We start from the raw sequence: 24,025 nt of genomic DNA, 5'->3' as shown, positions 1-24,025 counted from the left end.
TGGCGCTGATGCTGATCGAGGCCTGGTCGCTGGCCCGCTTCGTCACCGACCGCCTCTGACCGTCGGCATCACGCACCGCGGCCCCCGACCTGGAAAAGGTCGGGGGCCGCGGCGTCAGCAGCCGAGATCAGATGTCGTAGTACATCGCGAACTCGTGCGGGTGCGGGCGGAGGCGGATCGGGTCGATCTCGTTCTCCCGCTTGTACTCGATCCACGTCTCGATCAGGTCGGGCGTGAAGACGCCGCCGTCGATGAGGTACTCGTGGTCGACCTCGAGCCGGTCGAGGACGGCGTCCAGGGACGCGGGCACCTTGTCGATGCCCAGGGCCTCCTCGGGCGGCAGCTCGTAGAGGTCCTTGTCCACCGGAGCCGGCGGCTCGATCTTGTTCTTGATGCCGTCGAGGCCGGCCATGAGCATCGCCGAGAAGGCGAGGTAGGGGTTGGCCGACGGGTCGGGCACGCGGAACTCGATGCGCTTGGCCTTGGGGTTGTCGCCCGAGATCGGGATGCGGCAGCAGGCCGAGCGGTTGCGGGCCGAGTAGACCAGGTTGATGGGGGCCTCGTAGCCGGGGACCAGGCGGTGGTAGCTGTTCACCGTCGGGTTGGTGAAGGCCAGCAGCGACGGGGCGTGGGCCAGCAGGCCACCGATGTAGTGGCGGGCGGTGTCGGACAGCCCGGCGTAGCCGGTCTCGGCGTGGAAGAGAGGCTGCCCGTCCTTCCAGAGGCTCTGGTGGCAGTGCATGCCCGAGCCGTTGTCACCGAACAGCGGCTTGGGCATGAAGGTGGCGGTCTTGCCGGCGGCCCAGGCGGTGTTCTTCACGACGTACTTGAAGAGCATCAGGCTGTCGGCCGACCGCAGCAGCGTGTCGAACTTGTAGTTGATCTCCGCCTGCCCGCCGGTGCCCACCTCGTGGTGCCCGCGCTCGAGCTCGAGCCCGACACCGATGAGGTTCCGCATGATGTCGGCGCGCAGGTCGCTCTGCTGGTCGTAGGGCTCGACCGGGAAGTAGCCGCCCTTGGGGCGAGCCTTGTAGCCGCGGTTGGGGCTGCCGTCGAGCTCGGTGCGGGCCCCGGTTCGCCAGGAGCCCTCCTCCGAGTCGATGTGGTAGTACCCCTCGTTGATCGAGGTGTCGTACCGCACGGAGTCGAAGACGTAGAACTCCGCCTCGGGGCCGAAGTACGCGGTGTCGGCGATGCCGCTGGCGGCGAGGTAGGCCTCGGCCTTCTTCGCCACGTTCCGCGGGTCGCGGCTGTAGGCCTCACGCGTGATCGGGTCGTGGATGAAGAAGTTGACGTTCAGCGTCTTGTGCTTGCGGAACGGGTCCACGAACGCGCTGTTGGCGTCGGGCAGCAGCAGCATGTCCGACTCGTTGATCGCCTGGAACCCGCGGATCGAGGAGCCGTCGAAGCCGAGGCCCTCGCTGAACGTGTCCTCACCGAACGTCGATGCCGGGATGGTGAAGTGCTGCATGACGCCGGGCAGGTCGCAGAAGCGGACGTCGACGAACTCGACGTCGTTGTCGCGGATGTAGGCGGCGACCTCGTCGGGACTGGTGAACATCGATCCTCCGGGTGTGGGCGGACTGCCGGGCGACACGTTATGAGCGGGGAGTTGCCCCGCGGTGTCCCAAGTGTTTCGTGGCGGTAACAACGCCCTGGGCGTGTCGCGGGTCACGCGGCTCCCTGCGCGGTCCCGCTGCGGGCGTGCGAGCGGCGGGGGGCGGGGGGTCCGGTCATTACGCTGGCGGTCATGGTCAGTGATGCCGGACAACCCTCTCAGGCCCCCGCCCGCGGCGCCTCCCTGGGGTTGCCGTCCAGCGGACCCGGCTCGCTGGCGCCCTTCACCCGGCGGGTCGGCGGCTACCTCGTCGACGCCGTCGCCTCGGCGCTGATCGCCTGGGCGTTCACCGCCCCCGAGGGCCCGGGCAACTGGAGCCTGCTGGTCTTCGGCGTCCTGACCGTCGTCACCCTGGTGCTCTTCGGCCAGACCCCGGGGCACCGGGTGCTCGGCATGCGGCTGGCCCACCCGACGCCCGGCGCGCGGCTCGCGCCGTGGCGGGCCGTGGTCCGCACCGCTCTGCTGATGCTCCTCGTGCCGGCCCTGCTGGTCGACGCCGACGGCCGAGGCCTGCACGACCGGCTCACCGGCACGGCCGTCGTGCTCGACTGAACCCGTAACCCGGTGGACCGGTAGCGCCGGCGGACAGCACACTGCGCCGGTGATCGTCCGCCGCGAACGCCCCACCGACCACGCCGCCGTGGGTGCGCTGCACCGCTCGGCCTTCGCCACCGACCCCGCCACGGGCGCCCTCCGCGCCGCGGACGACGTCCCCGAGGCGCGGCTGGTCGACGCGCTCCGGAACGATCCGGGCTTCCTGCCGCACCTGTCCCTCGTCGCCGTGGACGGGGACGACGTGCTCGGCCACGTGATCGCGACCCGGGGATGGCTGGAGCCTTTCGGCACCTCGGTGCTCGGGCTCGGCCCACTCGGCGTGCACCCCGCCCGGCAGGGCCGCGGGGTCGGCACCGTGCTGGTGCACGCCCTCCTGGCCGTGGCCGAGGCGGCCGGCGAGCGGCTCGTCGCGCTGCTCGGCTCACCGGACTACTACCGGCGGTTCGGGTTCGCCCCGGCCGCCGACCTCGGGTCACCGCGCCCGATCCCCGGTGGGGCGCGCACTTCCAGGCCAGGCACCTCGACGGCCCGCGGCTGCGGGGCACGTTCCGCTACGCCGCGCCGTTCGACCGGCTCTGACGGCCTCCCTGCAGGGAGGCCGTCAGCGGCGGCGGACCTGGCGCTGGCTGATCGACATCTGGCGGCCGCCCGGGAGCGGGCCACCGGGAACCGGCATCCGCGGCCCGCCCAGCGCGCTCATCCGCCGGCCCAGGGCGTTGACCTCGGCCGCGCTGAGGTTGCGCGGCAGCTTCATCACGTGGGTGCTGAGCTTCTTCAGCGGCACCTGTCCCTCGTCGTCGCCGATGGTGACGTCGTAGATCGGCGTGTCACCGACGACGCGGGCGATCTTCTTCTTCTCCTGCGCGATCAGGCCGCGCACCCGGCTCGGGGAGCCCTCGCCGACGAGCACGATCCCCGGCCGGCCGAGCACCCGGTGCACCGCGTCCATCTGCGGGGTGCCGGCGACCCCGGAGGTGACCCGCCAGTCGCCGCGCATGCCCTCGAGCACCCAGGCGGCCGCACCCGGCTGGCCCTCGACCTGGGTGTAGGCCGAGCGCTGGGCGCGACGGCCGAAGACGATGAGCGCCGCCAGGCCACCGAAGAGCAGCGCCAGCGGGATGAACAGGAACGGCGCGCTCAGCAGGATGCCGATCAGCTCGATCACTGCCGCGACCGCGACGAACCAGATCAGCATGATCCACGGCAGCTTCGGGTCGTTGCGCCGCGTCAGGGTGTAGGCCTGCTTGAGCATGCCGACCTGGCTGCGCACCTTCTTGAGGCGGCCGACCTTCGGCCGGCCGTTCTTGTCGAGCTTGGGGGCCTTGCCCGCCTTGCCCGAGCCGGCGGCCGAGGCACCCGAGCTCCGGCCACCGTCCTTCGGGGTGCGCCCGGCGCTGCCGCCCGGGGCGGTGGGGTCAGAGGACCTGCTGCGTGCCATGACCCCAGGATAGAAGAAGGACCCTCCTGCCCCCGACGCTCGCACGCTCGCGTCGGGACCCTGCAGCAGGGCCGCACCCGGGGTCAGCCCTGGGGGGTGAGCCCCCGCGCCTCGACCGCCTGCTGGTAGAGCCGCCCGGCGCGGTAGGAGCTGCGCACCAGTGGCCCGGCCAGGACACCCGGGAAGCCGATCTCCTCGGCGTCCTTCTGGAACTGCACGAACTCGTCGGGCTTGACCCACCGGACGACGGGGTGGTGCCGGGGCGAGGGACGCAGGTACTGGGTGATGGTGAGCAGGTCGCACCCGGCGTCGTGCAGCGCCTGCATCGTCTCCACGACCTCGTGCGGCTCCTCGCCCATGCCGAGGATGAGGTTGGACTTGGTGACCAGCCCGGCCTCGCGCGCCGCGGTGATGACCGCCAGCGAGCGCTCGAAGCGGAAGCCCGGGCGGATGCGCTTGAAGATCCGCGGCACCGTCTCCACGTTGTGCGCGAGCACCTCCGGCCGGGAGGAGAACACCTCGGCGAGCTGGTCGGGGTCGGCGTTGAAGTCCGGGATCAGCAGCTCGACACCGCAGCCGGGCAGCGCGGCGTGGATCTGCCGCACCGTCTCGGCGTACAGCCACGCGCCGCCGTCGGGCAGGTCGTCGCGGGCGACGCCGGTGACCGTGGCGTACTTCAGCCCCATGGTCGCCACGCTCTCGGCCACCCGGCGCGGCTCGTCGGCGTCGAACTCGGCCGGCTTGCCGGTGTCGATCTGGCAGAAGTCGCACCGCCGGGTGCACTGGTCCCCACCGATGAGGAACGTCGCCTCCCGGTCCTCCCAGCACTCGTAGATGTTGGGGCAGCCGGCCTCCTCGCAGACCGTGTGCAGGCCCTCGCGGCGGACCAGCGACTTCAGCTCGGTGTACTCGGGCCCGGTCTTGAGCCGGGTCTTGATCCACTCGGGCTTGCGCTCGATCGGGACCTGGCTGTTGCGCACCTCGAGGCGCAGCAGCTTCCGGCCGGCGGGCTCGATCCGGGAGTCCTGGGCGGTGGTCGGTTCCGGGATCCTCGGCGGTGCCTCGCTCATGATCCCCACGGTACTCGCGAAGACGACGCAGCCCCCGTCGCGCGAGGCGGCGGGGGCTGCGGCGGTGATCCGTCGTCGAGTAGCTCAGACCTGCTTGTCGTCCGGGCCGGCGGTCGGGCCGGCGTCCGAGCCGCCGCCCGAGGTGAAGGGCTTGGGCGCGTCGCTGCCGTTCTCCGTCGCGGCGTCGGGGCCGTCGCCCTCCACCAGCTGCGCGTCGCGGACGCCCATGTCGGACTCCGCCGGCGCCGAGTCGCTGGTCTGCGACGCGGTGGAGACGGTCTTGCCGGAGTTGCTGTCGGAACTGGGCACGGGGTCCTCTCGGTAGCTGGGCACCGGGCCGTCACCGGCAGGTGCGGGCGTCCACGCGTCGGCCTTCTTGCGCCGCAGCAGGACGAACGCGGCCGTACCCAGGGCGAGCACCGCGAACACCCAGGGCCAGCGCTTCGGCTCCGGCTGCACCCCGCCCCGCCGCTTGACGGTCGTCGCGGTGGCCTGGGCGGCCTTCTCGAACTCGCGGCGCTTCTTGCCGGCCTTCTTGCGGGCCTTCTTCGCCGTCTTCCGGGCCTTGCGGGTGGACTCGGCGGCCGCTGCGGCCACCTCGGCGCGCCGGGCGTCGAGCTCGCTGCGGGCGCTGTCCACCCCGGCGAGGAGCGTGCCGCGGGCGCTCTCCAGGGCCGGCGTCACCACGTCGCGGGCGGCGGTGACCCGTGGCGTGGTGTACGCCAGCGCCGCGGCCTGGGCCGCGGTCAGCCGCGGGGCGACGTCCTCGGTGAGCGCCCGCTGGGCCGCCCCGCGCGCCGCCTCCACCCGGGGGCCGAAGTCGGCCGCGGCCCGCGCGGCGGCCAGTTGTGCGGCGGTGAGCCGCGGTGCGGCGGCCTCCCGGGCCGCCTCCACCCGCGGGGTCAGGGCGTCACGGGCGGCCTCCACCCGGGGGCCGAGGGTGTCGCGCGCCGACGCGACGGCCGGCGCGGCCGCCGCCACCGCGGCAGCCATCTTGGGCGCCACGGCCCGCTGGGCCGCCTCCACGTGCGGGGTCAGTTGATCCGCGGCGGCGCGACCTGCCTCGGTCACCGCCGTTCCCAGGTGGGACAGGCCCTCCTGCACTTCCGCGCTGATGATCTCGCCGCGCGTCTTCTTGCGGAACACGAGCTGCACCTCCGAGTTGATCGTCTGGCGGTCATCCTGCCCGGTCCGGCCGGTGCCCACACCCCGAGGACGGAGGTGGGTGAGTGACGTGGCGGCGATCTGGTTACGGTCCGGCGGTGCAGTTGCGCATCTTCACCGAACCGCAGATGGGCGCCACCTACGACGACCTGCTGGCCGTCGCCCGGCGCACGGAGGACACCGGCTTCGACGCCTTCTTCCGGTCCGACCACTACCTGACCATGGGTGGGGACGGCCTGCCCGGCCCCACCGACGCCTGGATCACCCTCGCCGGGCTGGCCCGCGAGACCAGCCGGATCCGCCTCGGCACGCTCATGACCGCCGGCACGTTCCGCCTGCCCGGCCCGCTGGCGATCTCCGTCGCGCAGGTCGACCAGATGAGCGGGGGCCGGGTCGAGCTGGGCATCGGCTCGGGGTGGTTCGAGGCAGAGCACACCGCGTACGGCATCCCGTTCCCGCCGCTGGGGGAGCGCTTCGACCGGTACGAGGAGCAGCTCGCGGTCGTCACCGGGCTCTGGCGCACGCCGGTGGGGGAGACGTTCGACTTCGCCGGGCGGTACTACCAGCTCTCGGGCTCCCCGGCCCTGCCCAAGCCGGTGCAGGACGGCGGCATCCCGGTGCTCGTCGGTGGCCGCGGCAAGCAGCGCACCCCGCGGCTGGCGGCCCGGTACGCGAGCGAGTTCAACGTGCCGTTCATGTCCGCCGCGGACAACGCCCGGTTGTTCGCCGGCGTCCGCGAGGCCTGCGACGAGGTGGGCCGCGACCCGTCGTCCCTGGTGTACAGCTCGGCGCTGGTGCTCTGCGTCGGCCGGGACGAGGCGGAGCTCGCCCGCCGCGCGGCGGCCATCGGCCGTGACGTGGACGAGTTGCGCGAGCACGGCGTCGCCGGCACGCCGGCCGAGGCCGTCGACGTGCTGGGCCGGTACGCCGAGGCCGGCGCGCAGCGGGTGTACCTGCAGGTGCTCGACCTCGCCGATCTCGACCACCTGGACCTGGTGGCGGCCGAGGTGGCACCGCAGCTGCGCTGAGCGGACCGGCGAACACGCCTCTCGCCCGGGAGCTCGCCGCTCGGCCGGGCGGAGCCGACCTCGCTCCGGCCACGCCGAGCACGAGCCCTCAGCCGGACGGTGCGACGTCGGCCTCGGCGACCGGTGGCCGAGGCGCCGGCACGTGCTCCCGTGCCTCCGGGACGTACTGCCGCACTCCGCCGCCGGCGCGCTTCGCGGCGTACATCGCCACGTCGGCGTGGCGCAGCAGCGCAGCGGGGTCGCCGGCGTCGCGGGGGGCCAGGGCGAGGCCGATGCTGACGCCCACCCGCACCGGCACGCCGGCGACGGTCACGGGAAGGCGCACGACCTCGGCCAGCCGCTCGGCGCAGTCGGGGGCGGTGCCGGGATCCGTGGCATCCAGCACCACCACGAACTCGTCCCCCCCGAGACGGGCCACCAGGTCGCCGGGGCGCAGCGCCGCGCGCAGCCGCTCGCCCAGCCGACGCAGCAGCTCGTCCCCTGCTTCGTGCCCGAGGCCGTCGTTGACCGCCTTGAACCCGTCGAGGTCCAGCAGCAGCAACCCGGTGGGCCTGGCGGCGCCGAGGTCGTCCGCCAGGCGGCGCATCAGGGACCGGCGGTTGGGCAGACCGGTCAGGTCGTCGGTGCCCGCCTGGCGCCGGGCCTCGTGCAGGGCCCGGCTCTCCGCGAACGTCACCGTGCTGCGCAGGAGGAAGGCCGCCACGCAGGCCACGGCGCAGATCTCGCCGGGGCCGGTGCGGCCGTCGCCCCACTGGGCACCGAGCACCCCGAGCGAGCCCACCGCGCACGCCAGGGGGATGGCCAGCGACCGCCAGCGGACGCGGTGCTCCGGTACGTCCGGGGCGCGTCGGCGGGGCCGGGTCAGCGAGGCCCCGGCAGCGGTCAGGCTGGCGTTGACCATCCAGAGCAGGTCCAGCGGGCCGCCCGGGACGTACCCGCCGAACGCCTGCTCCCTGGCCAGCAGCAGGTCACCGGCGAACTTCACGGCGACGATCACGCAGACGATGGTGAGAACGAGGTCGGCCCGGTGCCCGATCATCGCCAGCACCGCGCCCACGAGCGCCAGCAGCAGCACGTCGGCGACCGGGTAGGCCAGGTTCACGGCCACGCCGAACCCGGACATGCCCGGGGCCCCGACGGCCGGGTCGAGGACCGTGACGGCGACCGCGGTGGCGCCCAGGGCACCGACCAGGCCATCGAGCCAGGTGCCGGGACGGGGGCGGGCGAGCCGGGCGTACACCATCAGCACCGGGGTCGCGAACAGCGCCGGGTAGGCGCCGAGCCAAAACGCGTCGGCGGCCGAGGGGAACGGCGGATCCGGGTTCCCGGCCAGCAGCAGCCGGTGAGTGAGGTCGCCGGCCAGGTTGAACAGCCAGGCGGCGGCCGCGGCCCACCAGACGAACCGTTCCGCGGGCACCCGCTGGGCCGCCCGCAGGCACACCGCGACCGCGAGCAGCGGGGCGCCGATGCCGAGCGCTCCCGAGTCGACGAGGTCGCCCGCCGGCGTCCCCGGAGCCTGCCACAGCCCCAGGGCGAACACAGCCGTGCAGACGAAGGTCGCCGCCACCACCAGCCGCCACCCCGCGTCCGACCAGCCACTTCTCACCGTCTCGGCGCGACCTCGGGGCACGCGCGCACCTTGGCACACCGACGGCTCAGGGGGCGGCGAACCGCGGCCCGACGCGCGCATTCAGGTGCGAGCCCGTTCCCCGGCCGCGCGGGGGGCGGGTACCGCCCGGCGGGGCGGCGCGGTCCGGACGCGGTCGGCCAGCCAGGTGAGGAAGTCCCCGACCGGCATCGGCCGCGCGACGGCCCAGCCTTGGGCGACGTCGCAGCCCAGGCCGGCGAGCACGGCGGCCGTCTCGTCGTCCTCCACGCCCTCGGCGACGAGGCTGAGCCCGAGGTCGTGGGCCAGCGCCACGGTGTGCCGCACGATGGCCGTCGCCCGATCGTCTCGACCCACGTCGTGGGTGAGGCTCCGGTCGAGCTTGAGCTCGTCGGCCGGGAGGTGCCGCAGGTAGGCCAGCGAGCTGTACCCGGTGCCGTAGTCGTCGATCGAGGTCCGGATGCCCAGCCGGCGCAGCTCGCCCAGCACCGTGCGGCCCCGGTCGGGATCGGCCATGAGGGTGTCCTCGACGAGCTCGAGGGTGAGCGCCCGGGCCGGCAGGCCGTGCGCCCGGAGCAGGCCGGACACGGTGGCCGGCAGGTCCGGATCGGTCACGTTGGCCGCCGACAGGTTCACCGACACGGGCACCGCCCGCTCCGGCCACCAGCGGGTCGCGGCAGCCAGCGCGAGGCCGAGGACCGTGTCGGTCAGCGGCCGCATCAGGCCGGCCTGCTCGGCGGCGGGCAGCACCACGGCCGGGGGAAGCAGACCGCGCACCGGGTGCTCCCACCGCACCAGCGCCTCGACGCCGACGACGTCCCCGCTGGCCAGGGAGACCTGGGGCTGCAGGTGGACCACGAGCTGCCCCTCGTCCAGGGCGGTGCGGAGGTCCTCCATGGTCCGGAGCCGGTCGCCGGAGCCGCTCGCCGGGTCCGGGACGTAGGAGCGCACCCCCTCGCGGGCGTTCTTGGCCGCGTACATCGCCACGTCGGCGCAGCGCAGCAGCTCGGTCACCGTGGCGGCCGGCACCGGGCCGGTGGCGATGCCGATGCTGACCCCGACGTGCAACCGGACCCCGTCGACGACGAACGGCTCGAGCACCCGGGCGCGCAGCCGGTCGGCGCGGGCGACGGCGTCGTCCAGACCGCAGCCCGGCAGCAGGACGGCGAACTCGTCCCCGCCCAGCCGCGCCAGCAGCTCGCCCGGCCCCAGCTCCGGGCAGAGGCGGGGGCCGACCATGCGGAGCAGGTCGTCGCCCGCGGCGTGCCCCAGGCTGTCGTTGACCTCCTTGAACCCGTCCAGGTCGAGCAGCAGCAGGGCCACCGGCCGGCCGGTGCCCGACCGGAGGGCGGTCCGCGCCCGCTCGAGCAGCTCACGCCGGTTGGGCAGGCCGGTGAGTTCGTCGGTGCGCGCCTGCTCGCGGATCTCGTGCAGCCCGCGCAGCTCCTGGACCGACATGGCCGTGCGCGCGAGGATCGCCAGCAGGCAGGTGACGGCGGCCCAGCCGGCGACACCGAGGGCGCCCGATCCCCAGGTGGAGACGAGCACCACCACGCTCATCACGCTCGAACCGAGGGGGACGAAGGCCACCCGCCAGCTCAGGCGTGCGATCGGATCGGCGTCCGCGGGCTCGATCCGGTCGGTGCGTCCCGCGACGTGCGCGGCCGCGGCGGCGAAGGCCGCACCGGACAGCCAGATCAGGGTCAGGGTGCTGTGCGGGGCGATCTCCCCGCGCACCGCCTGCTTCAGGTAGAGGGCGTCCGCGGTGAGGGTGCACAGCAGGCCGGCGACGAGCAGCACCAACGGCCAGTCGCGCCGGAACCCCATCACCGCGCAGACGGCCGACACGGCGGCCAGCAGCAGGGTGTCGGTGACCGGGTACAGCTGCACGACGGCGAACGGGCCGTCGGCCGGGTCGGCCGCGATCGACGGCAGCAGGGTGACGGCGAAGATGACCGCACCGCAGGCCCCGGTCAGCGCGTCGAACCACATGCTCGGGTGCGTCGCGGTAACCCGGGACCGGACCACTCCCACCAGGGCCACGCCCATCGCCGGGTAGGCCGGTGCCCAGAGGGTCAGCAGCAACCACGTCGGCACGTCACCGAGCAGGGGGACGAACACGAGCGAGTAGAGGAGCGTGCTCGTCGCGGTGGCGGCGAACGCCACGGTGAGGGCGTTCCAGATCAGCCGGTCCGGCCCGCCACCTCGCGCGGTCCGCCGGCAGACCGCCGCCCCGAGCAGGTACACGGCGGTGTAGAGGACGAGGTCGTAGACGACGGTGACCGCGGTGCCGGGCGGGCGCCCGAACGCCCCGGTGGCGTAGGCCGCCACCACCCCGGCGCAGGCGAGCAGCAGCCCGCCGGTCGCGGGTGCGCGCCCACCACGGAGCTGCGTGTCTGGTCCGGCCACGGGGACCTCATCGGTACCGCACCGCCCGCGCCGCAGCCGGATCGCGCGCTTCCCCTCCAAGGGGGGAGGCCGCCGCGTGGCTCGCGGAGGCGTCCGGGCCGCGGCCCCGGCGCGCCGCGATAGCATCGGGCGCGTGACCGGGCGGCTCCTGCTTCGCCGGCCGTGCTGACCGCAGACCCCTCGGACAGCACGGCGACCCCTCCTGCGTGAGGGGTTTTTTGTTGCCCACCACCGGTACCGCACCGCCCGCACCACGATCCGGGAGCACGAGACGATGAGCCAGACCGACAGCCACAGCACCGAGGCCACGGGCGGCGGGGACATACCTCGGCACCGGTACACCCCGGCGCTGGCCCAGCGGATCGAGCTGGCCTGGCAGGACCGCTGGGAGGCCGAGGGCACCTTCCACACGCCCAACCCGGTCGGCCGGCTGAGCGGTGGCTTCGAGCGCGTCGCCGACCGGCCCAAGTTCTTCGCGATGGACATGTTCCCGTACCCCTCGGGCGCGGGCCTGCACGTCGGTCACCCGCTGGGCTACCTGGGCACCGACGTCACCAGCCGGTTCCGCCGCATGGACGGCGACAACGTGCTGCACCCGATGGGCTACGACGCCTTCGGGCTGCCCGCCGAGCAGTACGCCGTGCAGACCGGGCAGCACCCACGCATCACCACCGAGGCGAACATCGCCGCGATCAAGGCGCAGCTGCGCCGGCTGGGGGTCGACCACGACCAGCGGCGCACCTTCGCCACGATCGACCCGGGCTACTACAAGTGGACCCAGTGGATCTTCCTGCAGATCTTCGGTTCCTGGTTCGACGAGACCGCCGGGAAGGCACGGCGGATCGAGGAGCTGGTGGCCGAGCTGGACGCCGGCACCCGTGAGCCGGCCGAGGGGACGAATCCGTACGGCCGCCCCTGGGCCGAGCTGGACGAGGTGGAGAAGGGCGCCGTCGTCGACGCGCACCGGCTCGCCTACCTGCACGAGGCGCCGGTCAACTGGTGCCCGGGCCTGGGCACCGTGCTGTCGAACGAGGAGGTCACGCCCGACGGGCGTTCCGAGCGCGGCAACTTCCCGGTCTTCCGGCGGCCGCTGAAGCAGTGGATGATGCGGATCACCGCCTACGCCGACCGGTTGCTGGCCGACCTGGACCGGCTGGACTGGTCGGACTCGCTGAAGCTGATGCAGCGCAACTGGATCGGACGCTCCACCGGCGCCCGGATCCGGTTCGCCGCCGGGTCGCAGACCATCGACGTCTTCACCACCCGGCCGGACACCCTGTTCGGCGCCACCTACATGGTGCTGGCGCCCGAGCACCCGCTGGTCGAGCAGCTGACCGCGGACGCCTGGCCCGCGGGCACCGACCCGCGGTGGACCGGCGGTGCGGCCACCCCGGCCGAGGCGGTGCGCGACTACCAGCGGCAGGCCTCGCGGCGCTCGGAGCTGGACCGTCAGGACGCCGGCCGGGAGAAGACCGGCGTCTGGCTGGGCGTCACCGCGGTCAACCCGGTGAACGGCCGCGAGCTGCCGGTGTTCATCGCCGACTACGTGCTGACCGGCTACGGCACCGGCGCGATCATGGCGGTCCCCGGCGAGGACCAGCGCGACTGGGAGTTCGCGAGGAAGTTCGGCCTGGAGATCGTGCCCACGGTCGAGCGGCCCGAGGGCTTCGACGACGACAGCGGCGCGTACACGGGCCCGGGCCGCATGATCAACTCCGCCAACGACGAGATCTCGCTGGACGGCCTGGACAAGGCCGAGGCCATCGAGCGCATCACCGCGTGGCTGGTCGAGCGCGGTGCCGGCGAGGCCACCACCACCTACAAGCTGCGGGACTGGCTGTTCAGCCGGCAGCGGTACTGGGGCGAGCCGTTCCCGATCGTCTACGACGAGGACGACCGCCCCGTCGCCGTCCCCACCTCGATGCTGCCGGTGCTGCTGCCCGAGGTCGACGACTACTCGCCCAAGACCTTCGCCGACGACGACGCCGACTCGGCTCCCGAGCCGCCGCTGTCGCGCGCCACGGAGTGGACGACGGTCGAGCTGGACCTGGGCGACGGTCTGAAGAAGTACCGCCGCGAGACCAACACGATGCCCAACTGGGCGGGCTCCTGCTGGTACTACCTGCGCTACCTGGACCCGGGCGACGACGAGCGCATGGTCGACCCGGAGCTGGAGCGGTACTGGATGGGTCCGCGCGGCGAGGGCGACACCGGCGGCGTGGACCTCTACGTCGGCGGGGTCGAGCACGCCGTGCTGCACCTGCTGTACGCCCGCTTCTGGCACAAGGTGCTGCACGACCTGGGCCACGTCTCCAGCGAGGAGCCGTTCCGCCGGCTGGTCAACCAGGGCTACATCTCCGCCTACGCCTACACCGACGAGCGCGGCTTCTACGTGCCCGCCGCCGACGTCGTGGAGCGCGACGGCCAGTTCCTGTACGAGGGCAAGCCGGTCAACCGCGAGTACGGGAAGATCGGCAAGAGCCTCAAGAACATGGTCACGCCGGACGAGATGATCGGCGCCTACGGGGCCGACACCTTCCGCGTGTACGAGATGTCCACCGGCCCGCTGGAGCAGTCGCGGCCCTGGGAGACCAAGGCCGTCGTCGGTTCGCAGCGCCTGCTGCAGCGCATCTGGCGGGTCGTGGTGGACGAGGAGACCGGCCGGGTGCGGGCCGACGACGTCGAGCCGGCCGAGGAGACGCTGCGCGCGCTGCACAAGGCGATCGACGGCGTCCGGGACGGCTACGCGACCCTGCGGTTCAACATCGCGATCGCCCGGATTACCGAGCTGACCAACCACCTGACCCAGACCTACGGCGCGGACACGCCGGTACCGCGCTCGGTGGCCGAGCCGCTGGTGCTGATGGTCGCCCCGCTGGCGCCGCACCTGGCCGAGGAGCTGTGGTCGCGGCTCGGCCACGAGGGCTCGTCGGCGTGGGCGCCGTTCCCGGTGGCCGACGAGCGCTGGCTGGTCGAGGACACCGTGCAGGTCGCCGTCCAGGTGAACGGCAAGGTGCGGTCGCAGGTGACGGTGCCGGCCGATGCCGACGCCGCGGCCCTGGAAGCGGCGGCACGGGCCGACGAGAAGATCGCCGGCTACCTGGACGGCGCGACGATCCGCCGCGTCGTCGCCGTCCCCGGCCGGTTGGTCAACTTCGTCCTGGGCTGAGGTCCCAGCCCGTCACCGCGGGGAAGAGTGCGCCGGCTCCTCAGGAGCCGGCGTGCTTGCCCGCTTCCCAGCCCGCGCCCCGCAGGTGGTCGGCGGCCCAGGCCAGCGGCGATCGCTCCAGCTCGGTGGCCATGGTGTCGTTCCACCGGTTGAGGAAGCCGAAGTTCGCGATGACGGCGACGATCTCGACGACCTGGTCGTCGTCGAAGTGCCGGCGCAGGTCGGCCACTTCCTCGTCGGTCACGGCGTTCGGCGTCACTCCGGCGCCCCGGGCCACACGCAGGGCGGCCCGCTCGCCGTCGGTGAAGAGGGGGCTGGACTCGAACTCCCAGACGGCGGCGAGCTTGGCGGCGTCGGCGCCCCGCTTCTCGGCCACGTGGGCGGTGTGGGCCTGGCAGTACGCGCAGCCGGCGGCGCCGGAGACGACGGTCGCGACCAGCTGCTTGAGCACGCCGCCGACCGTGCCCTCGGCCATGACCACCGCGTTGAGGCGGGCGAAGGCCTCCATGATCTCGGGCCGGCGGGCCATGGTCAGCGTGCTGTTGGGGAGGACGCCCAGCGCGGCCTCCACGGCGCGGAAGGTCTCCTCGTACTGCGGCAGCGACTCGCGCGGCAGCGGCTCGATCCTGGGCATGGCGGCTCCTCCTCGGGACGGAGACTTACCTTAGCGCTGAGATACCGCTGGGCGCCAACCGTGCCGAAGTGGCTAGCGCGCCGCCGCAGTCCCGGCGGTGGAGAGGGCGGCGCGCATCGCGCTCTCGACCGGCGGCAGCGCGTCGGCCACCGTCACGTCACGGCCCAGCTCGGCCGACAGCGACGTGACGCCGGCGTCGGGGATGCCGCACGGGATCATGTTGGCGAAGAACGACAGGTCGGGGTCGCAGTTGAGCGCGAAGCCGTGCATCGTCACGCCGCGGGCGACCCGGATGCCGATCGCCGCGACCTTGCGCTCGGGCCGGTGGGTCGCGGGGTCGGCGGGCAGCCACACCCCGCTGCGCCCCTCGACCCGCCCGGCGTCCACCCCGAACCCGGCGCACACGTCGATGAGCGCGCCCTCCAGCCGCCGTACGTAGGCGACGACGTCGACGGGATCGGGCAGCGCGACGATCGGGTAGCCGACCAGTTGGCCCGGTCCGTGCCAGGTGATCTTGCCGCCGCGGTCCACGTCGACGACGGGGGTCCCGTCGAACGGTCGTTCGTGCGCCTCCGTGCGCCGGCCGGCCGTGTAGACGGACGGGTGCTCCAGCAGCAGCATCGTGTCCGGGATGTCGCCGGCGACCCGCCGGGCGTGCAGTTCGCGCTGCGTCTCCCAGGCCTCCTCGTAGGGCACGGTCCCGGCGCGCACCACCCGCAGTTCGGTCACGCCACCAGCCTATGCCCGGGCTACGCCAGGCGGCGCGGCTCGAGCCGGGTCTCCACCGCCGTGCCGTCCGGGCCGCGTTCCACCCGGTAGGCGGCGGCGCCGGGGCGGTCGCTCACGACCTCGACGAGCTCGGTCCCGCGGTACACCAGCCCCGCGCCGTCGTCGGTGGCATGGCCCGCTGGCAGCGTGCCGTCGGCGACCAGGCGGTGGTAGAGCGGGCGGCGCTGTTCCTCGGAGTCGTAGTGGACGCCGTTGCTGGTGGGTATCAGGCCGAGCCCGTTCGTGACCGGCCGGAGGTCGGGACCGTAGGAGTCGGTGGTCCCGCCCACGTGCCAGCACAGCGACCCGGCCGACACCCCGGCCAGCACGACGCCGGCCCGCCACGCCTCGCGGAACACCTCGTCCAGCCCGTGCACCCGCCACACGGCGAGGAGGTTCGCCACGCTCCCGCCACCCACCCACACCACGTCCTGCGCGAGCAGGTGCGCGCGCAGGTCGGCGACCGTGGGCATCGGGAACAGGCTCAGGTGGCTGACCCGCACGGAGCTGCCGGCGAACGCGCCGTAGACGCCGGCAACCCGTGCCGGGTCGTCGCCGGTGGCGGTGCCGAGGTAGCACAGGCGCGGTCGCTCGGGGCCCCCGGCGAGCTCCGCGGCGAGGTCGAAGACCGGCCCGGGCCGCCAGTCGGTGGGGCCGCGGCCGCGCGGGGCGAAGCCCATGCTGGTGGCCACGATCGTCGGTGCCGACGCGGGCATCAGGGAGCTCCTCCGGTCGGGTCCGGGCGCAGGCGGCGCAGCACGGCGCGGGCGGCGCGGGCACCGCTGGCCATCGCGCCCTGGATGGACGGGGTGTCCCGGTGGTCACCGCAGACGTACAGGCCCTCGCCGAGGTCGACCGGCCGGCGCAGCCGCAGCGGCGGGAGCGCCGCCGGTTGCGCCCCCGGCACCGTGACCGACGTCAGGTGCTCCAGGTCCGACGGCGCGACCCCGTGCGCCGCCGCGATCTCGCCGCGCACCTCGTCCTCCCGGCTCCGCGCGAGGGTGGAGCTGGCGACGAGTGCCCGGTCGTCGGGGCTGTAGCGCGGCTGGGCGTCGGAGAGCACGGCCCTGTTCACCAGCCGGCCCCGGGGCTGCCCGAGCACGATCAGCGGGGCGGGCCAGGGGGAGGCGGACAGCACGTGCAGGTGGGTGGTGACCTCCCGGGGCGCGTCGGCCTCGACGGTGGGGAGCAGCCGCGACGCCGTGGCCGGATCGGTCGCGACGACGACGGCGCCGGCCGCCCAGCTGCCCGCGTCGGTGGACGCGGAGCCTGGCGACACCGAGCGCACCGGCGTGTGCCGGTGCAGCCGCCCGGCACCAAGGCGCGCCGCCAGCTGCTCGCCGACCGCCTGCATCCCGGTCGCCGGCAGCCCGATCGAGCCCCGGACGAAGCTGCGCCACAGCAGGTGCAGGTACCGGCTGGAGGTGACGAGCTCGTCCTCCAGGAGCACCCCGGCCAGGAAGGGGCGCAGGAACCGCTCCAGGGCGGCGTCCCCGACGCCGGCCGCGCGGAGCGCCTGCTCCGCCGAGTCCTCCGGCGCCCGCAGCAGGCGGCCGACGGGGGAGTACCCGGCGCGGAGCGAGTAGGCCACCAGCGCCGCCTTCTCCCGCGGGGAGCCCAGCGGCGCCGCTGCGGTGCCGACGACCGAGGCCGGCCGGCGGCGCGGGTCGACCACCTGGTGCGCCCGTCCGGCCACGCGGATCACCGCGCCCCGCTCGAACCAGCCGAGGTCCAGCGCATCGAGGTCGAGGTCGGCCGCCCTCGGGTAGCCGGTGTTGAGCACCTGGAAGCCACGGTCGACGACGAAGCCGTCGATGCGCTCGGTCGCCAGCCGCCCGCCGGCGTGCCCCCCGGACTCCAGCACGTGCACGTCCAGGCCGGCGGCGGCCAGCCGGGTGGCGGCGGACAACCCGGCCAGGCCGGCCCCGACGACGAGGACCTCCGCCCGCAGCGACGTGGACACCGCCCGACGGTATCCGTCGCCGGGGAGCCGTGCGGGCGCGCCCGTGGGGCTGTGGACGACCGCGGCGCCGGCGACCCGTCTGCGCCTACGGTCCTCCCTCGTGACCACCGCCGTTCCGCCCGCGGCACCGGGGGCTGCGCAGCCACCCGCGGTGCCTGGCTACGTGCTGCAGACCCTGCTCGGCCGCGGTGCGTCGGGGGAGGTGTGGCAGGCGGCGCCCCGGGAGGGCGGGGAGCCGGTGGCGGTGAAGGTCCTGGTGGCCGGGGACCCGGCGCGCCAGGCGCGCGAGGCCGTGCTGCTGGGCCGGCTGGACCACCCCCACCTGGTCCGGTTGATCGAAGTGGTGCACCAGCCCCGGCGCGGCGGCGGGTCGCGGGTCGCGCTGGTGCTCGAGCTGCTCGGTGGGGGCAGCCTCGCCGCGCTGCTCGCCCGGCGCGGCCGGCTCCGGCCCGGTGAGGTGGTGACGGCGATCGCGCCGGTGGCCGCGGCTCTGGCGCACGCCCACGACCACGGAGTGGTGCACGGCGACCTGGCGCCGGGGAACATCGTCTTCACCGGTGACGGGCGGCCGGTGCTCACCGACCTCGGGGTGGCCCGGGTGCTGGGGGAGACGGCGGCGGCCGAGGTCACCCCGGCCTACGTCGACCCGGCGGTGGCCCGTGGCGGTGCGCCGGGTCCCGCCTCCGACGTCTTCGGCGTCGCGGCGGCGGCGTTCCACGCGCTCACCGGCATCGCCCCGTGGAACGCCGCGAGCCCCGCCGGAACCCTCGTGGTGGCCGCGACCGGGCAGCTGCCCGACCTGACCGAGCTGGCTCCGGAGGCGCCGCCCCGACTCGTCGAGGTCATCGCCCGGGGTCTCGCCGCCGATCCGCACGACCGCGGCACCGCCGCGGAGTTCGCGCGCGACCTGCGGCACGCCTGCCGGGCGGAGCCCGTGGCGCTGGGCGCCGTGGCGGGGGGCGGCCACGGCCGCCCCGACGTGCGCTCCGCGGTCACCCACGTGGTGCCGGGGCGCCGTCCCCGTCCCGGGCCGGTCGCCGTCGAGCCGTCGACGCGGCGACGGCGGTTGCGGCCTCCCGGCGTCGGCGTGGCCGCGGTGACCCGTGGGCTGCTCGCCACGGCGCTCGTGCTGGCGGCGCTCGCCGTCACCGCCTGGCTCGGTACGCGCTGGGGGAGTGACGCCGACCTGCCGCGCGCGGCCGCCGCCGGGTCGTCGGCCCCGGGCACCCGTGCGGCAGCCCCGCCGTCTCCCGCCGTGGAGGAGCGACCGCTGCCCGGGCCCGTGGTCCCCGAGACCGCCGGCGACTGGACGGCGCTGGTCAGCGAGCTCTACGCCCGGCGCGCCGAGGGGCTCAGCGGCAGCCCGGCCCTGCTGCGGGCCGTGCACGTGATCGGCAGCCCGCTGCTGGCCGCGGACGAGGAGCACGCGCGCGCGCTGGCCGCGGCCGGTGAGGCGCTGAGCAGTTTCGCGCCGGTGGTCGACGACGTCACCGTCGTCGAGTCCTCGGACTCCCGGGCGGAACTGCTGCTGACCGACAGCTGGCCCGGCTACCGCGTGGTGCCCGCCGACCGAGTCGACGGCCCGGCGCTGCGCACGGTTCCCGGCCGACCCGAGGCCCAGGTGCGGATGGTCCTCGTCCGCACCCCGGAGGGCTGGCGGATCGAGAGCGCCGAACGCCTGGCCTGATCCGCCGGCCGGGTCAGTCCCGGGCCACCGCGGCGCGCAGCGCGGCGTCGACGTCCCCGTGGGCGAACCGGAAACCGGCCTCGGTCAGCCGGCCGGGGACTGCGCGCTGACCGGCCAGCACGCCCACCCGGGCGAACTCCCCGAGCACCACCCACAGCGCCGGGCCGGGCACCGGCAGCACGGTCGGCCGGTGCAGGACCCGGCCCAGCGCGGCGGTGAACTCGGCGTTCGTGACCGGCTCGGGGCCGCACAGGTTGACCGGCCCCGGCACGGCGTGGGTGAGCAGGTACAGGATCGCGCCGACCTCGTCCTCCTGGCTGATCCAGGGCACGTACTGCCGGCCCGAGCCCAGCCGCCCACCGAGCCCGGCGCGGAACAGCGGCAGCATCCGCGCGAGCAGGCCGCCGTGCCCGAGCACCAGGCCCGTCCGCAGCGTGGTCACGCGCACCCCGGCGTCGGCGGCCGGCGCGGTCGCGCCCTCCCACGCCACGCAGACGCGGGCGAGGAAGTCGTCGCCGGCCGGGTCGGACTCGTCGACGACGCGGTCACCGGTGTCGCCGTACCAGCCGACGCCGGAGGCGTTCAGCAGCACCCGGGGGCGGTCGGGGTCGGCGGCGACGGCGTCCCGCAGGGCCTCGCTCAGCGTGGCGGTGCTGTCGACCCGGCTGCCGAGGACCGCCTGCTTGTGCCGTTCGTTCCAGCGCCGGTCGCCCACTCCTACGCCGGCGAGGTTGACGACGGCGTCGACGTCCCGCAGCACTGCCGGGTCGATCCGCCGGTGCTGCGGGTCCCAGCGGTGTTCCTCAGCGGTCCGCGGGGTGCGGCGGACCAGCTGGATCACCTCGTGGCCGTCGGCGCGCAGCGCGGGCAGCAGCGCGCTGCCGATCATCCCGGAGGCACCGGCCACGGCGATCTTCACGGACGCTCCTGGGGAGGCAGGCCGCGGCGGACCCCGTGCCGGGGGTCCGCCGCGGGCTCGCGGGTGCTGCGGGTGGGGTGCCCTGGCTCAGCCGAGGCCGAGCTCGCCGTGGAACTGACCGGCCTCCAGCCGCTCCTTCACCGTGGTGAGGAAACGGGCGGCGTCCGCCCCGTCGACGATCCGGTGGTCGTAGGTGAGCGCCAGGTAGACCATCGACCGGACGGCGATGACCTCGCCCAGCTCGGCGTCCTGCACCACGACCGGCCGCTTCACGACCGAGCCGGTGCCGAGGATGGCGACCTGCGGCTGGTTGATGATCGGCGTGTCGAACAGGGCGCCGCGGCTGCCGGTGTTGGTCAGCGTGAACGTCCCACCACCGAGCTCGTCCGGCGTCACCTTGTTGGTGCGGGTGCGCTCTGCGAGGTCGGCGATCTTGCGGGCCAGGCCACCCAGGCTCAGGTCCCCCGCACCGTGGATCACCGGGACGAGCAGCCCCCGCTCGGTGTCGACGGCGACCCCGAGGTTCTCGGCGTCGTGGTAGGTGACCGTGCCCGCTTCGAGGTCGATCGATGAGTTCACCGACGGGTGCTGCTTGAGCGCCTCGACCGCCGCCTTGGCGAAGAACGGCAGGAACGAGAGCTTGACGCCCTCGCGGGCCTCGAAGGTGCCCTTCGCCTGCTGCCGCAGCTGCGCGATGCGCGTGACGTCGGCCTCGACGACCGTCGTCAGCTGGGCGCTCACCTGCAGCGACTCCACCATTCGGCGGGCGATGACCCCGCGCAGGCGGGACAGCTTCTCGGTGCGGCCACGCACCGAGGTGTCCGGCATGGCGGCCGGCGACGGCGTGCGGGTGCCGCCGGAGGCGGCCGGGGCCGACGCCGCGGGAGCGGACGCCGCGGGCGCCGGCGCGGCGGACTTCTCCGCGGCGGCCAGCACGTCCTGCTTCCGGATGCGCCCGCCGACGCCGGTCCCCGAGACGGTGTTCAGGTCGACCCCGTGCTCGGCGGCCAGGCGGCGCACCAGCGGCGTGACGTACTGCCCACCGCCGTCACCCGAGGGGGCCGGGGCGGACGGCGCCTGCGGAGCCACCTGGGGCGCGGGCGCCGAGGTCGGCGACTCCGACGGCTGGGCGCCGCTGGCACCGTAGTCGCCACCGGGCTGCTCGCTGGCCGCGTCGGCCTCCTTGGCCTGCGGGGCCGCCTGCGGCTCCGGCTCGGCCGGCACCTGCTGCTTCGGGGCCTCCTGCTGCGGTGCGGGAGCCGCGGGGGCGGAGCCGCCGCCGGAGGCGCCCGTGCCGATCACGGCGAGCTGGGCGCCGACGTCGACGGTCTCGTCCTCGTTGACCGTGATCTCCAGCAGCGTGCCGCTGACCGGCGCCGGGATCTCGGTGTCGACCTTGTCGGTGGAGACCTCGAGGAGCGGCTCGTCGGCGGTGATCTCGTCGCCGACGGCCTTCAGCCACCGGGTCACGGTGCCCTCGGTGACGCTCTCGCCGAGCGCCGGCATCGTGACGGGGGTCCCCTCGCCGCCGCCGCCACCGGACCCGCCGGCCGGGGCCGGCTCGGGCTCGGCGGCGGGCTGCTCCTGCGCTCCGCCGGAGCCCGCGTCCTCGACCTGCTGGTCGGGGGTCTGCGGCGCGGTGTCGGCGTCCTCGGCCGAGGCCGGCGGGCTGGCGGCGCCCTCGTCGCCGTCCCCGCCACCGATCACGGCGAGCTCGGCGCCGACGTCGACGGTCTCGTCCTCGGCCACGAGGATCTTGGTGAGGACCCCGGCGGCCGGGGAGGGGATCTCGGTGTCGACCTTGTCGGTCGACACCTCGAGGAGGGGCTCGTCGGCCTCGACCTGGTCACCCTCCTGCTTGAGCCATCGGGTGACCGTGCCCTCGGTGACGCTCTCGCCCAGGGCGGGCATGGTGACGGAGGTCGGCATCGGGGCAGTGCTCCTTCTGGCGCTGGGTGGGTGGGGGTGGAGCGAGATCAGCCGTGCACGTGCAGGGGCTTGCCGGCGAGCGCGAGGTGAGCCTCGCCGAGCGCCTCGCTCTGCGTCGGGTGCGGGTGGATGAGGCTGGCGACGTCGTCGGCCTCGGCCTCCCAGTTGTAGATCAGCTGGGCCTCGGCGATGAGCTCGCCGACGCGGCTGCCGACCATGTGGATGCCGACGACCGGGCCGTCGGGGGCCTGGACCAGCTTGACCGCGCCCGTCGTCTTCAGGATCTGGCTGCGGCCGTTGCCGGCGAGGTCGTAGGTGAGGGTCTTCACCTCGCCGTAGCGCTCCTTGGCCTGCGCCTCGGTGAGGCCGACCGAGGCGACCTCGGGGTCGGAGTAGGTGATCCGCGGGACGCCGGCGTAGTCGATCGGGGCGGGCTCGAGGCCGGCGACCCGCTCGGCGACGAGGATGCCCTCGCCGAAGCCGACGTGGGCCAGCTGCAGGGTGGGGACCAGGTCGCCCACGGCGGAGATCGTCGGGATGTTGGTGCGCATGTACTCGTCGACGAGGACGTAGCCGCGCTCCATCGCGACGCCCACCTCCTCGTAGCCGATGCCGGAGCTGACCGGGCCGCGACCGACCGCGACGAGCAGCAGCTCGGCCTCGATCTCCTTGCCGTTCTCCAGCGACACCTTGACGCCGTTCTCGGTGGTCTGCACGCCGGAGAAGCGGTTCCCGAGCTCGAACGCGATCTTGCGCCGGCGGAAGGCGCGCTCCAGCAGCTTCGAGGACGACTCGTCCTCCAGCGGCACGAGGTGGGGCAGGCCCTCGACGATGGTGACGTCCACGCCGAAGGACTTCCAGGCGCTGGCGAACTCGCAGCCGATGACGCCACCGCCGAGGATGATCGCCGAGCTCGGCACCCGGTCCAGGTTCAGCGCGTGGTCGCTTGTGATGACCTTCGTGCCGTCGATCTCCAGGCCCGGCAGCGAGCGGGGGTAGGAGCCGGTGGCCAGCAGGACGTGCTTGCCCTCGTAGGTCTGGCCGTTCACCTCGACCGCCGTGGGGGAGACCAGCCGGCCCTCGCCCTCCACGTAGGTGATCTTGCGCGCCTTCACCAGGCCCTGCAGCCCCTTGTAGAGCTTGGTGATGACGCCGTCCTTGTAGCTGTTGACGCCATCCATGTCGATGCCGGCCAGCGACGTCTTCACGCCGAACTGCTCGCCCTCGCGGGCCAGGTCGGCCACCTCGCCGGCGTGCAGCAGGGCCTTGGTCGGGATGCAGCCCCGGTGCAGGCAGGTGCCACCGACCTTGTCCTTCTCGATCAGCACGACGTTCAGGCCGAGCTCGGAGGCGCGGAACGCGGCGGCGTAGCCGCCGGAGCCACCCCCGAGGATGACCAGGTCGGCGGGGGAAGCGGGTGCGCTCACGGGTGCTCCTCGGGTCGTCGGACGGCAACCCCGCTCGAGCGGGCGGGGGCTGGGCCCCATCCTGCCACCCCGGGAACGAGCTGGCCCGGAGCACCGTTGCTCTCGCGAGCGTCGCAGTGATCACGCGACCCCGGCAGGACGGAGACGGCGATGGGCCTGTTCGAGCGGTGGCGGAGGCGGCGGCCCGGGGATGGCGCCCGCGCCACCCTCGACCGGGCGTCCCACCGGGACGACCTGGCGCACCTGGAGCAGTTCGTGGCGAGCCGCCGGGGCGTCGAGGGGTACGTGGAGCCCAGGACGGCGGTGACCGAGGCCACCATCGTCCTGGTCGCGGCCGACGGCGAGTGGACCCGGAGGCGCATCGACGGTCCCGATGTCGCCCGCCGGCTGTCCAAGGAGCTGGCGATCCCGGTGTACGACGCCCAGGTGACCGGCTACCCGCAGCGCATGCGTGACTGGTCGAAGGGCCACCGTCCCCCCACCGCTCGCTAGCTCGCGGCGGGCCCCTGACGGTGGCCGCTCCAGCACGTCACCAGGCGTCCTGGCTCACCGTGGGGGGGGGGGGGGGGGGGGGGGGGGGGGGGGGGGGGGGGGGGGGGGGGGGGGGGGGGGGGGGGGCGGCGTGGGGGGGTGGGGTGGGG

General features: G+C 74.4%; 18 protein-coding genes and 1 pseudogene. 6 read left to right on the top strand and 13 right to left on the bottom strand.

Annotation, left to right across the window (positions count from 1 at the left end; genetic code table 11):
* Nucleotides 1-127: 127 nt before the first annotated feature.
* Complete coding sequence (gene glnA / locus ACI8AG_RS14655; RefSeq protein ID WP_456589049.1) at nt 128-1,561, bottom strand: type I glutamate--ammonia ligase; 1,434 nt, start codon at nt 1,559-1,561, stop codon at nt 128-130.
* Between the two features lie 189 nt (nt 1,562-1,750).
* Here glnA and ACI8AG_RS14650 point away from each other — a divergent pair, with 189 nt between their 5' ends.
* Nucleotides 1,751-2,170, top strand: coding sequence for an RDD family protein (locus ACI8AG_RS14650; RefSeq protein ID WP_456589050.1), 420 nt, complete (start codon nt 1,751-1,753; stop codon nt 2,168-2,170).
* Between the two features lie 49 nt (nt 2,171-2,219).
* Nucleotides 2,220-2,618, top strand: a pseudogene (locus ACI8AG_RS14645) (GNAT family N-acetyltransferase); the annotation flags it as partial.
* Between the two features lie 156 nt (nt 2,619-2,774).
* Here ACI8AG_RS14645 and ACI8AG_RS14640 read toward each other — a convergent pair.
* The 3 genes from ACI8AG_RS14640 to ACI8AG_RS14630 form a co-directional block, all read right to left on the bottom strand.
* Nucleotides 2,775-3,611, bottom strand: coding sequence for a DUF4191 domain-containing protein (locus ACI8AG_RS14640; protein ID WP_456589052.1), 837 nt, complete (start codon nt 3,609-3,611; stop codon nt 2,775-2,777).
* An 83-nt stretch (nt 3,612-3,694) separates the two neighbouring features.
* On the bottom strand, nt 3,695-4,681 hold the full coding sequence (gene lipA, locus ACI8AG_RS14635; RefSeq protein ID WP_456597629.1) for a lipoyl synthase: 987 nt from the start codon (nt 4,679-4,681) through the stop codon (nt 3,695-3,697).
* A gap of 84 nt (nt 4,682-4,765) precedes the next feature.
* Nucleotides 4,766-5,887 carry a hypothetical protein gene (locus tag ACI8AG_RS14630; RefSeq protein WP_456589054.1) on the bottom strand — a complete coding sequence of 374 codons (1,122 nt, stop codon included), beginning with the start codon at nt 5,885-5,887 and terminating at the stop codon, nt 4,766-4,768.
* Between the two features lie 56 nt (nt 5,888-5,943).
* Here ACI8AG_RS14630 and ACI8AG_RS14625 point away from each other — a divergent pair, with 56 nt between their 5' ends.
* Nucleotides 5,944-6,873 (top strand): LLM class F420-dependent oxidoreductase, encoded by a 930-nt coding sequence (locus tag ACI8AG_RS14625; RefSeq protein ID WP_456597628.1) that lies wholly within the window; start codon nt 5,944-5,946, stop codon nt 6,871-6,873.
* A gap of 88 nt (nt 6,874-6,961) precedes the next feature.
* On the opposite strand, the gene ACI8AG_RS14620 is transcribed toward ACI8AG_RS14625, so the two are convergent.
* Nucleotides 6,962-8,503 (bottom strand): diguanylate cyclase domain-containing protein, encoded by a 1,542-nt coding sequence (locus ACI8AG_RS14620; RefSeq protein ID WP_456597627.1) that lies wholly within the window; start codon nt 8,501-8,503, stop codon nt 6,962-6,964.
* 60 nt (nt 8,504-8,563) lie between these two features.
* Entirely contained in the window at nt 8,564-10,888 is a 2,325-nt protein-coding gene (locus tag ACI8AG_RS14615) for a putative bifunctional diguanylate cyclase/phosphodiesterase (RefSeq protein ID WP_456597626.1), read from the bottom strand.
* 274 nt (nt 10,889-11,162) lie between these two features.
* Between ACI8AG_RS14615 and leuS the strand changes: the two genes are divergently transcribed.
* The gene (gene leuS / locus ACI8AG_RS14610; protein ID WP_456597625.1) at nt 11,163-14,057 is read left to right on the top strand and encodes a leucine--tRNA ligase; all 2,895 of its coding nucleotides are present in this window, start codon (nt 11,163-11,165) and stop codon (nt 14,055-14,057) included.
* Between the two features lie 40 nt (nt 14,058-14,097).
* Here the strand turns inward: leuS and ACI8AG_RS14605 are convergent, their stop codons facing one another.
* The 4 genes from ACI8AG_RS14605 to ACI8AG_RS14590 all read right to left on the bottom strand — a co-directional run bounded on the left by ACI8AG_RS14605 (nt 14,098) and on the right by ACI8AG_RS14590 (nt 17,422).
* Complete coding sequence (locus ACI8AG_RS14605; RefSeq protein WP_456597624.1) at nt 14,098-14,691, bottom strand: carboxymuconolactone decarboxylase family protein; 594 nt, start codon at nt 14,689-14,691, stop codon at nt 14,098-14,100.
* Between the two features lie 72 nt (nt 14,692-14,763).
* Nucleotides 14,764-15,420 carry a lipoyl(octanoyl) transferase LipB gene (gene lipB, locus ACI8AG_RS14600; protein ID WP_456597623.1) on the bottom strand — a complete coding sequence of 219 codons (657 nt, stop codon included), beginning with the start codon at nt 15,418-15,420 and terminating at the stop codon, nt 14,764-14,766.
* 20 nt (nt 15,421-15,440) lie between these two features.
* Nucleotides 15,441-16,175: a Type 1 glutamine amidotransferase-like domain-containing protein gene (locus ACI8AG_RS14595; RefSeq protein WP_456597622.1), complete on the bottom strand. Its 735-nt coding sequence runs from the start codon at nt 16,173-16,175 to the stop codon at nt 15,441-15,443.
* A complete protein-coding gene (locus tag ACI8AG_RS14590; protein ID WP_456597621.1) occupies nt 16,175-17,422 on the bottom strand; it encodes an FAD-dependent oxidoreductase in 1,248 nt (415 codons plus the stop codon). Before ACI8AG_RS14590 ends, ACI8AG_RS14595 begins: the two co-directional genes overlap by 1 nt.
* A gap of 100 nt (nt 17,423-17,522) precedes the next feature.
* Here ACI8AG_RS14590 and ACI8AG_RS14585 point away from each other — a divergent pair, with 100 nt between their 5' ends.
* Complete coding sequence (locus ACI8AG_RS14585) at nt 17,523-19,109, top strand: serine/threonine-protein kinase (RefSeq protein WP_456597620.1); 1,587 nt, start codon at nt 17,523-17,525, stop codon at nt 19,107-19,109.
* A gap of 13 nt (nt 19,110-19,122) precedes the next feature.
* Here ACI8AG_RS14585 and ACI8AG_RS14580 read toward each other — a convergent pair whose 3' ends face one another.
* The 3 genes from ACI8AG_RS14580 to lpdA form a co-directional block, all read right to left on the bottom strand.
* A complete protein-coding gene (locus ACI8AG_RS14580; RefSeq protein ID WP_456597619.1) occupies nt 19,123-20,028 on the bottom strand; it encodes a TIGR01777 family oxidoreductase in 906 nt (301 codons plus the stop codon).
* 87 nt (nt 20,029-20,115) lie between these two features.
* Nucleotides 20,116-21,957, bottom strand: a complete 1,842-nt coding sequence (gene sucB / locus ACI8AG_RS14575; RefSeq protein ID WP_456597618.1) for a 2-oxoglutarate dehydrogenase, E2 component, dihydrolipoamide succinyltransferase — start codon at nt 21,955-21,957, stop codon at nt 20,116-20,118.
* A 47-nt stretch (nt 21,958-22,004) separates the two neighbouring features.
* A complete protein-coding gene (lpdA, locus tag ACI8AG_RS14570; protein ID WP_456591292.1) occupies nt 22,005-23,384 on the bottom strand; it encodes a dihydrolipoyl dehydrogenase in 1,380 nt (459 codons plus the stop codon).
* A 150-nt stretch (nt 23,385-23,534) separates the two neighbouring features.
* Between lpdA and ACI8AG_RS14565 the strand changes: the two genes are divergently transcribed.
* Entirely contained in the window at nt 23,535-23,876 is a 342-nt protein-coding gene (locus tag ACI8AG_RS14565) for an oxidoreductase (RefSeq protein WP_456597617.1), read from the top strand.
* Nucleotides 23,877-24,025: the final 149 nt, after the last annotated feature.

The sequence above is a fragment of the Blastococcus sp. SYSU DS0552 genome (assembly GCF_054050815.1).
Note: the sequence above shows the minus strand (reverse complement) of the source record. Positions and strands in the feature narration are given on the sequence as shown.

Coding starts and splice junctions, on each gene's coding strand:
- sucB (WP_456597618.1), bottom strand. CDS start 21,957: ATGCCGACCTCCGTCACCATGCCCGCCCTGGGCGAGAGCGTCACCGAG.
- lipA (WP_456597629.1), bottom strand. CDS start 4,681: ATGAGCGAGGCACCGCCGAGGATCCCGGAACCGACCACCGCCCAGGAC.
- leuS (WP_456597625.1), top strand. CDS start 11,163: ATGAGCCAGACCGACAGCCACAGCACCGAGGCCACGGGCGGCGGGGAC.
- ACI8AG_RS14595 (WP_456597622.1), bottom strand. CDS start 16,175: ATGCCCGCGTCGGCACCGACGATCGTGGCCACCAGCATGGGCTTCGCC.
- ACI8AG_RS14605 (WP_456597624.1), bottom strand. CDS start 14,691: ATGCCCAGGATCGAGCCGCTGCCGCGCGAGTCGCTGCCGCAGTACGAG.
- glnA (WP_456589049.1), bottom strand. CDS start 1,561: ATGTTCACCAGTCCCGACGAGGTCGCCGCCTACATCCGCGACAACGAC.
- ACI8AG_RS14565 (WP_456597617.1), top strand. CDS start 23,535: ATGGGCCTGTTCGAGCGGTGGCGGAGGCGGCGGCCCGGGGATGGCGCC.
- ACI8AG_RS14650 (WP_456589050.1), top strand. CDS start 1,751: ATGGTCAGTGATGCCGGACAACCCTCTCAGGCCCCCGCCCGCGGCGCC.
- ACI8AG_RS14640 (WP_456589052.1), bottom strand. CDS start 3,611: ATGGCACGCAGCAGGTCCTCTGACCCCACCGCCCCGGGCGGCAGCGCC.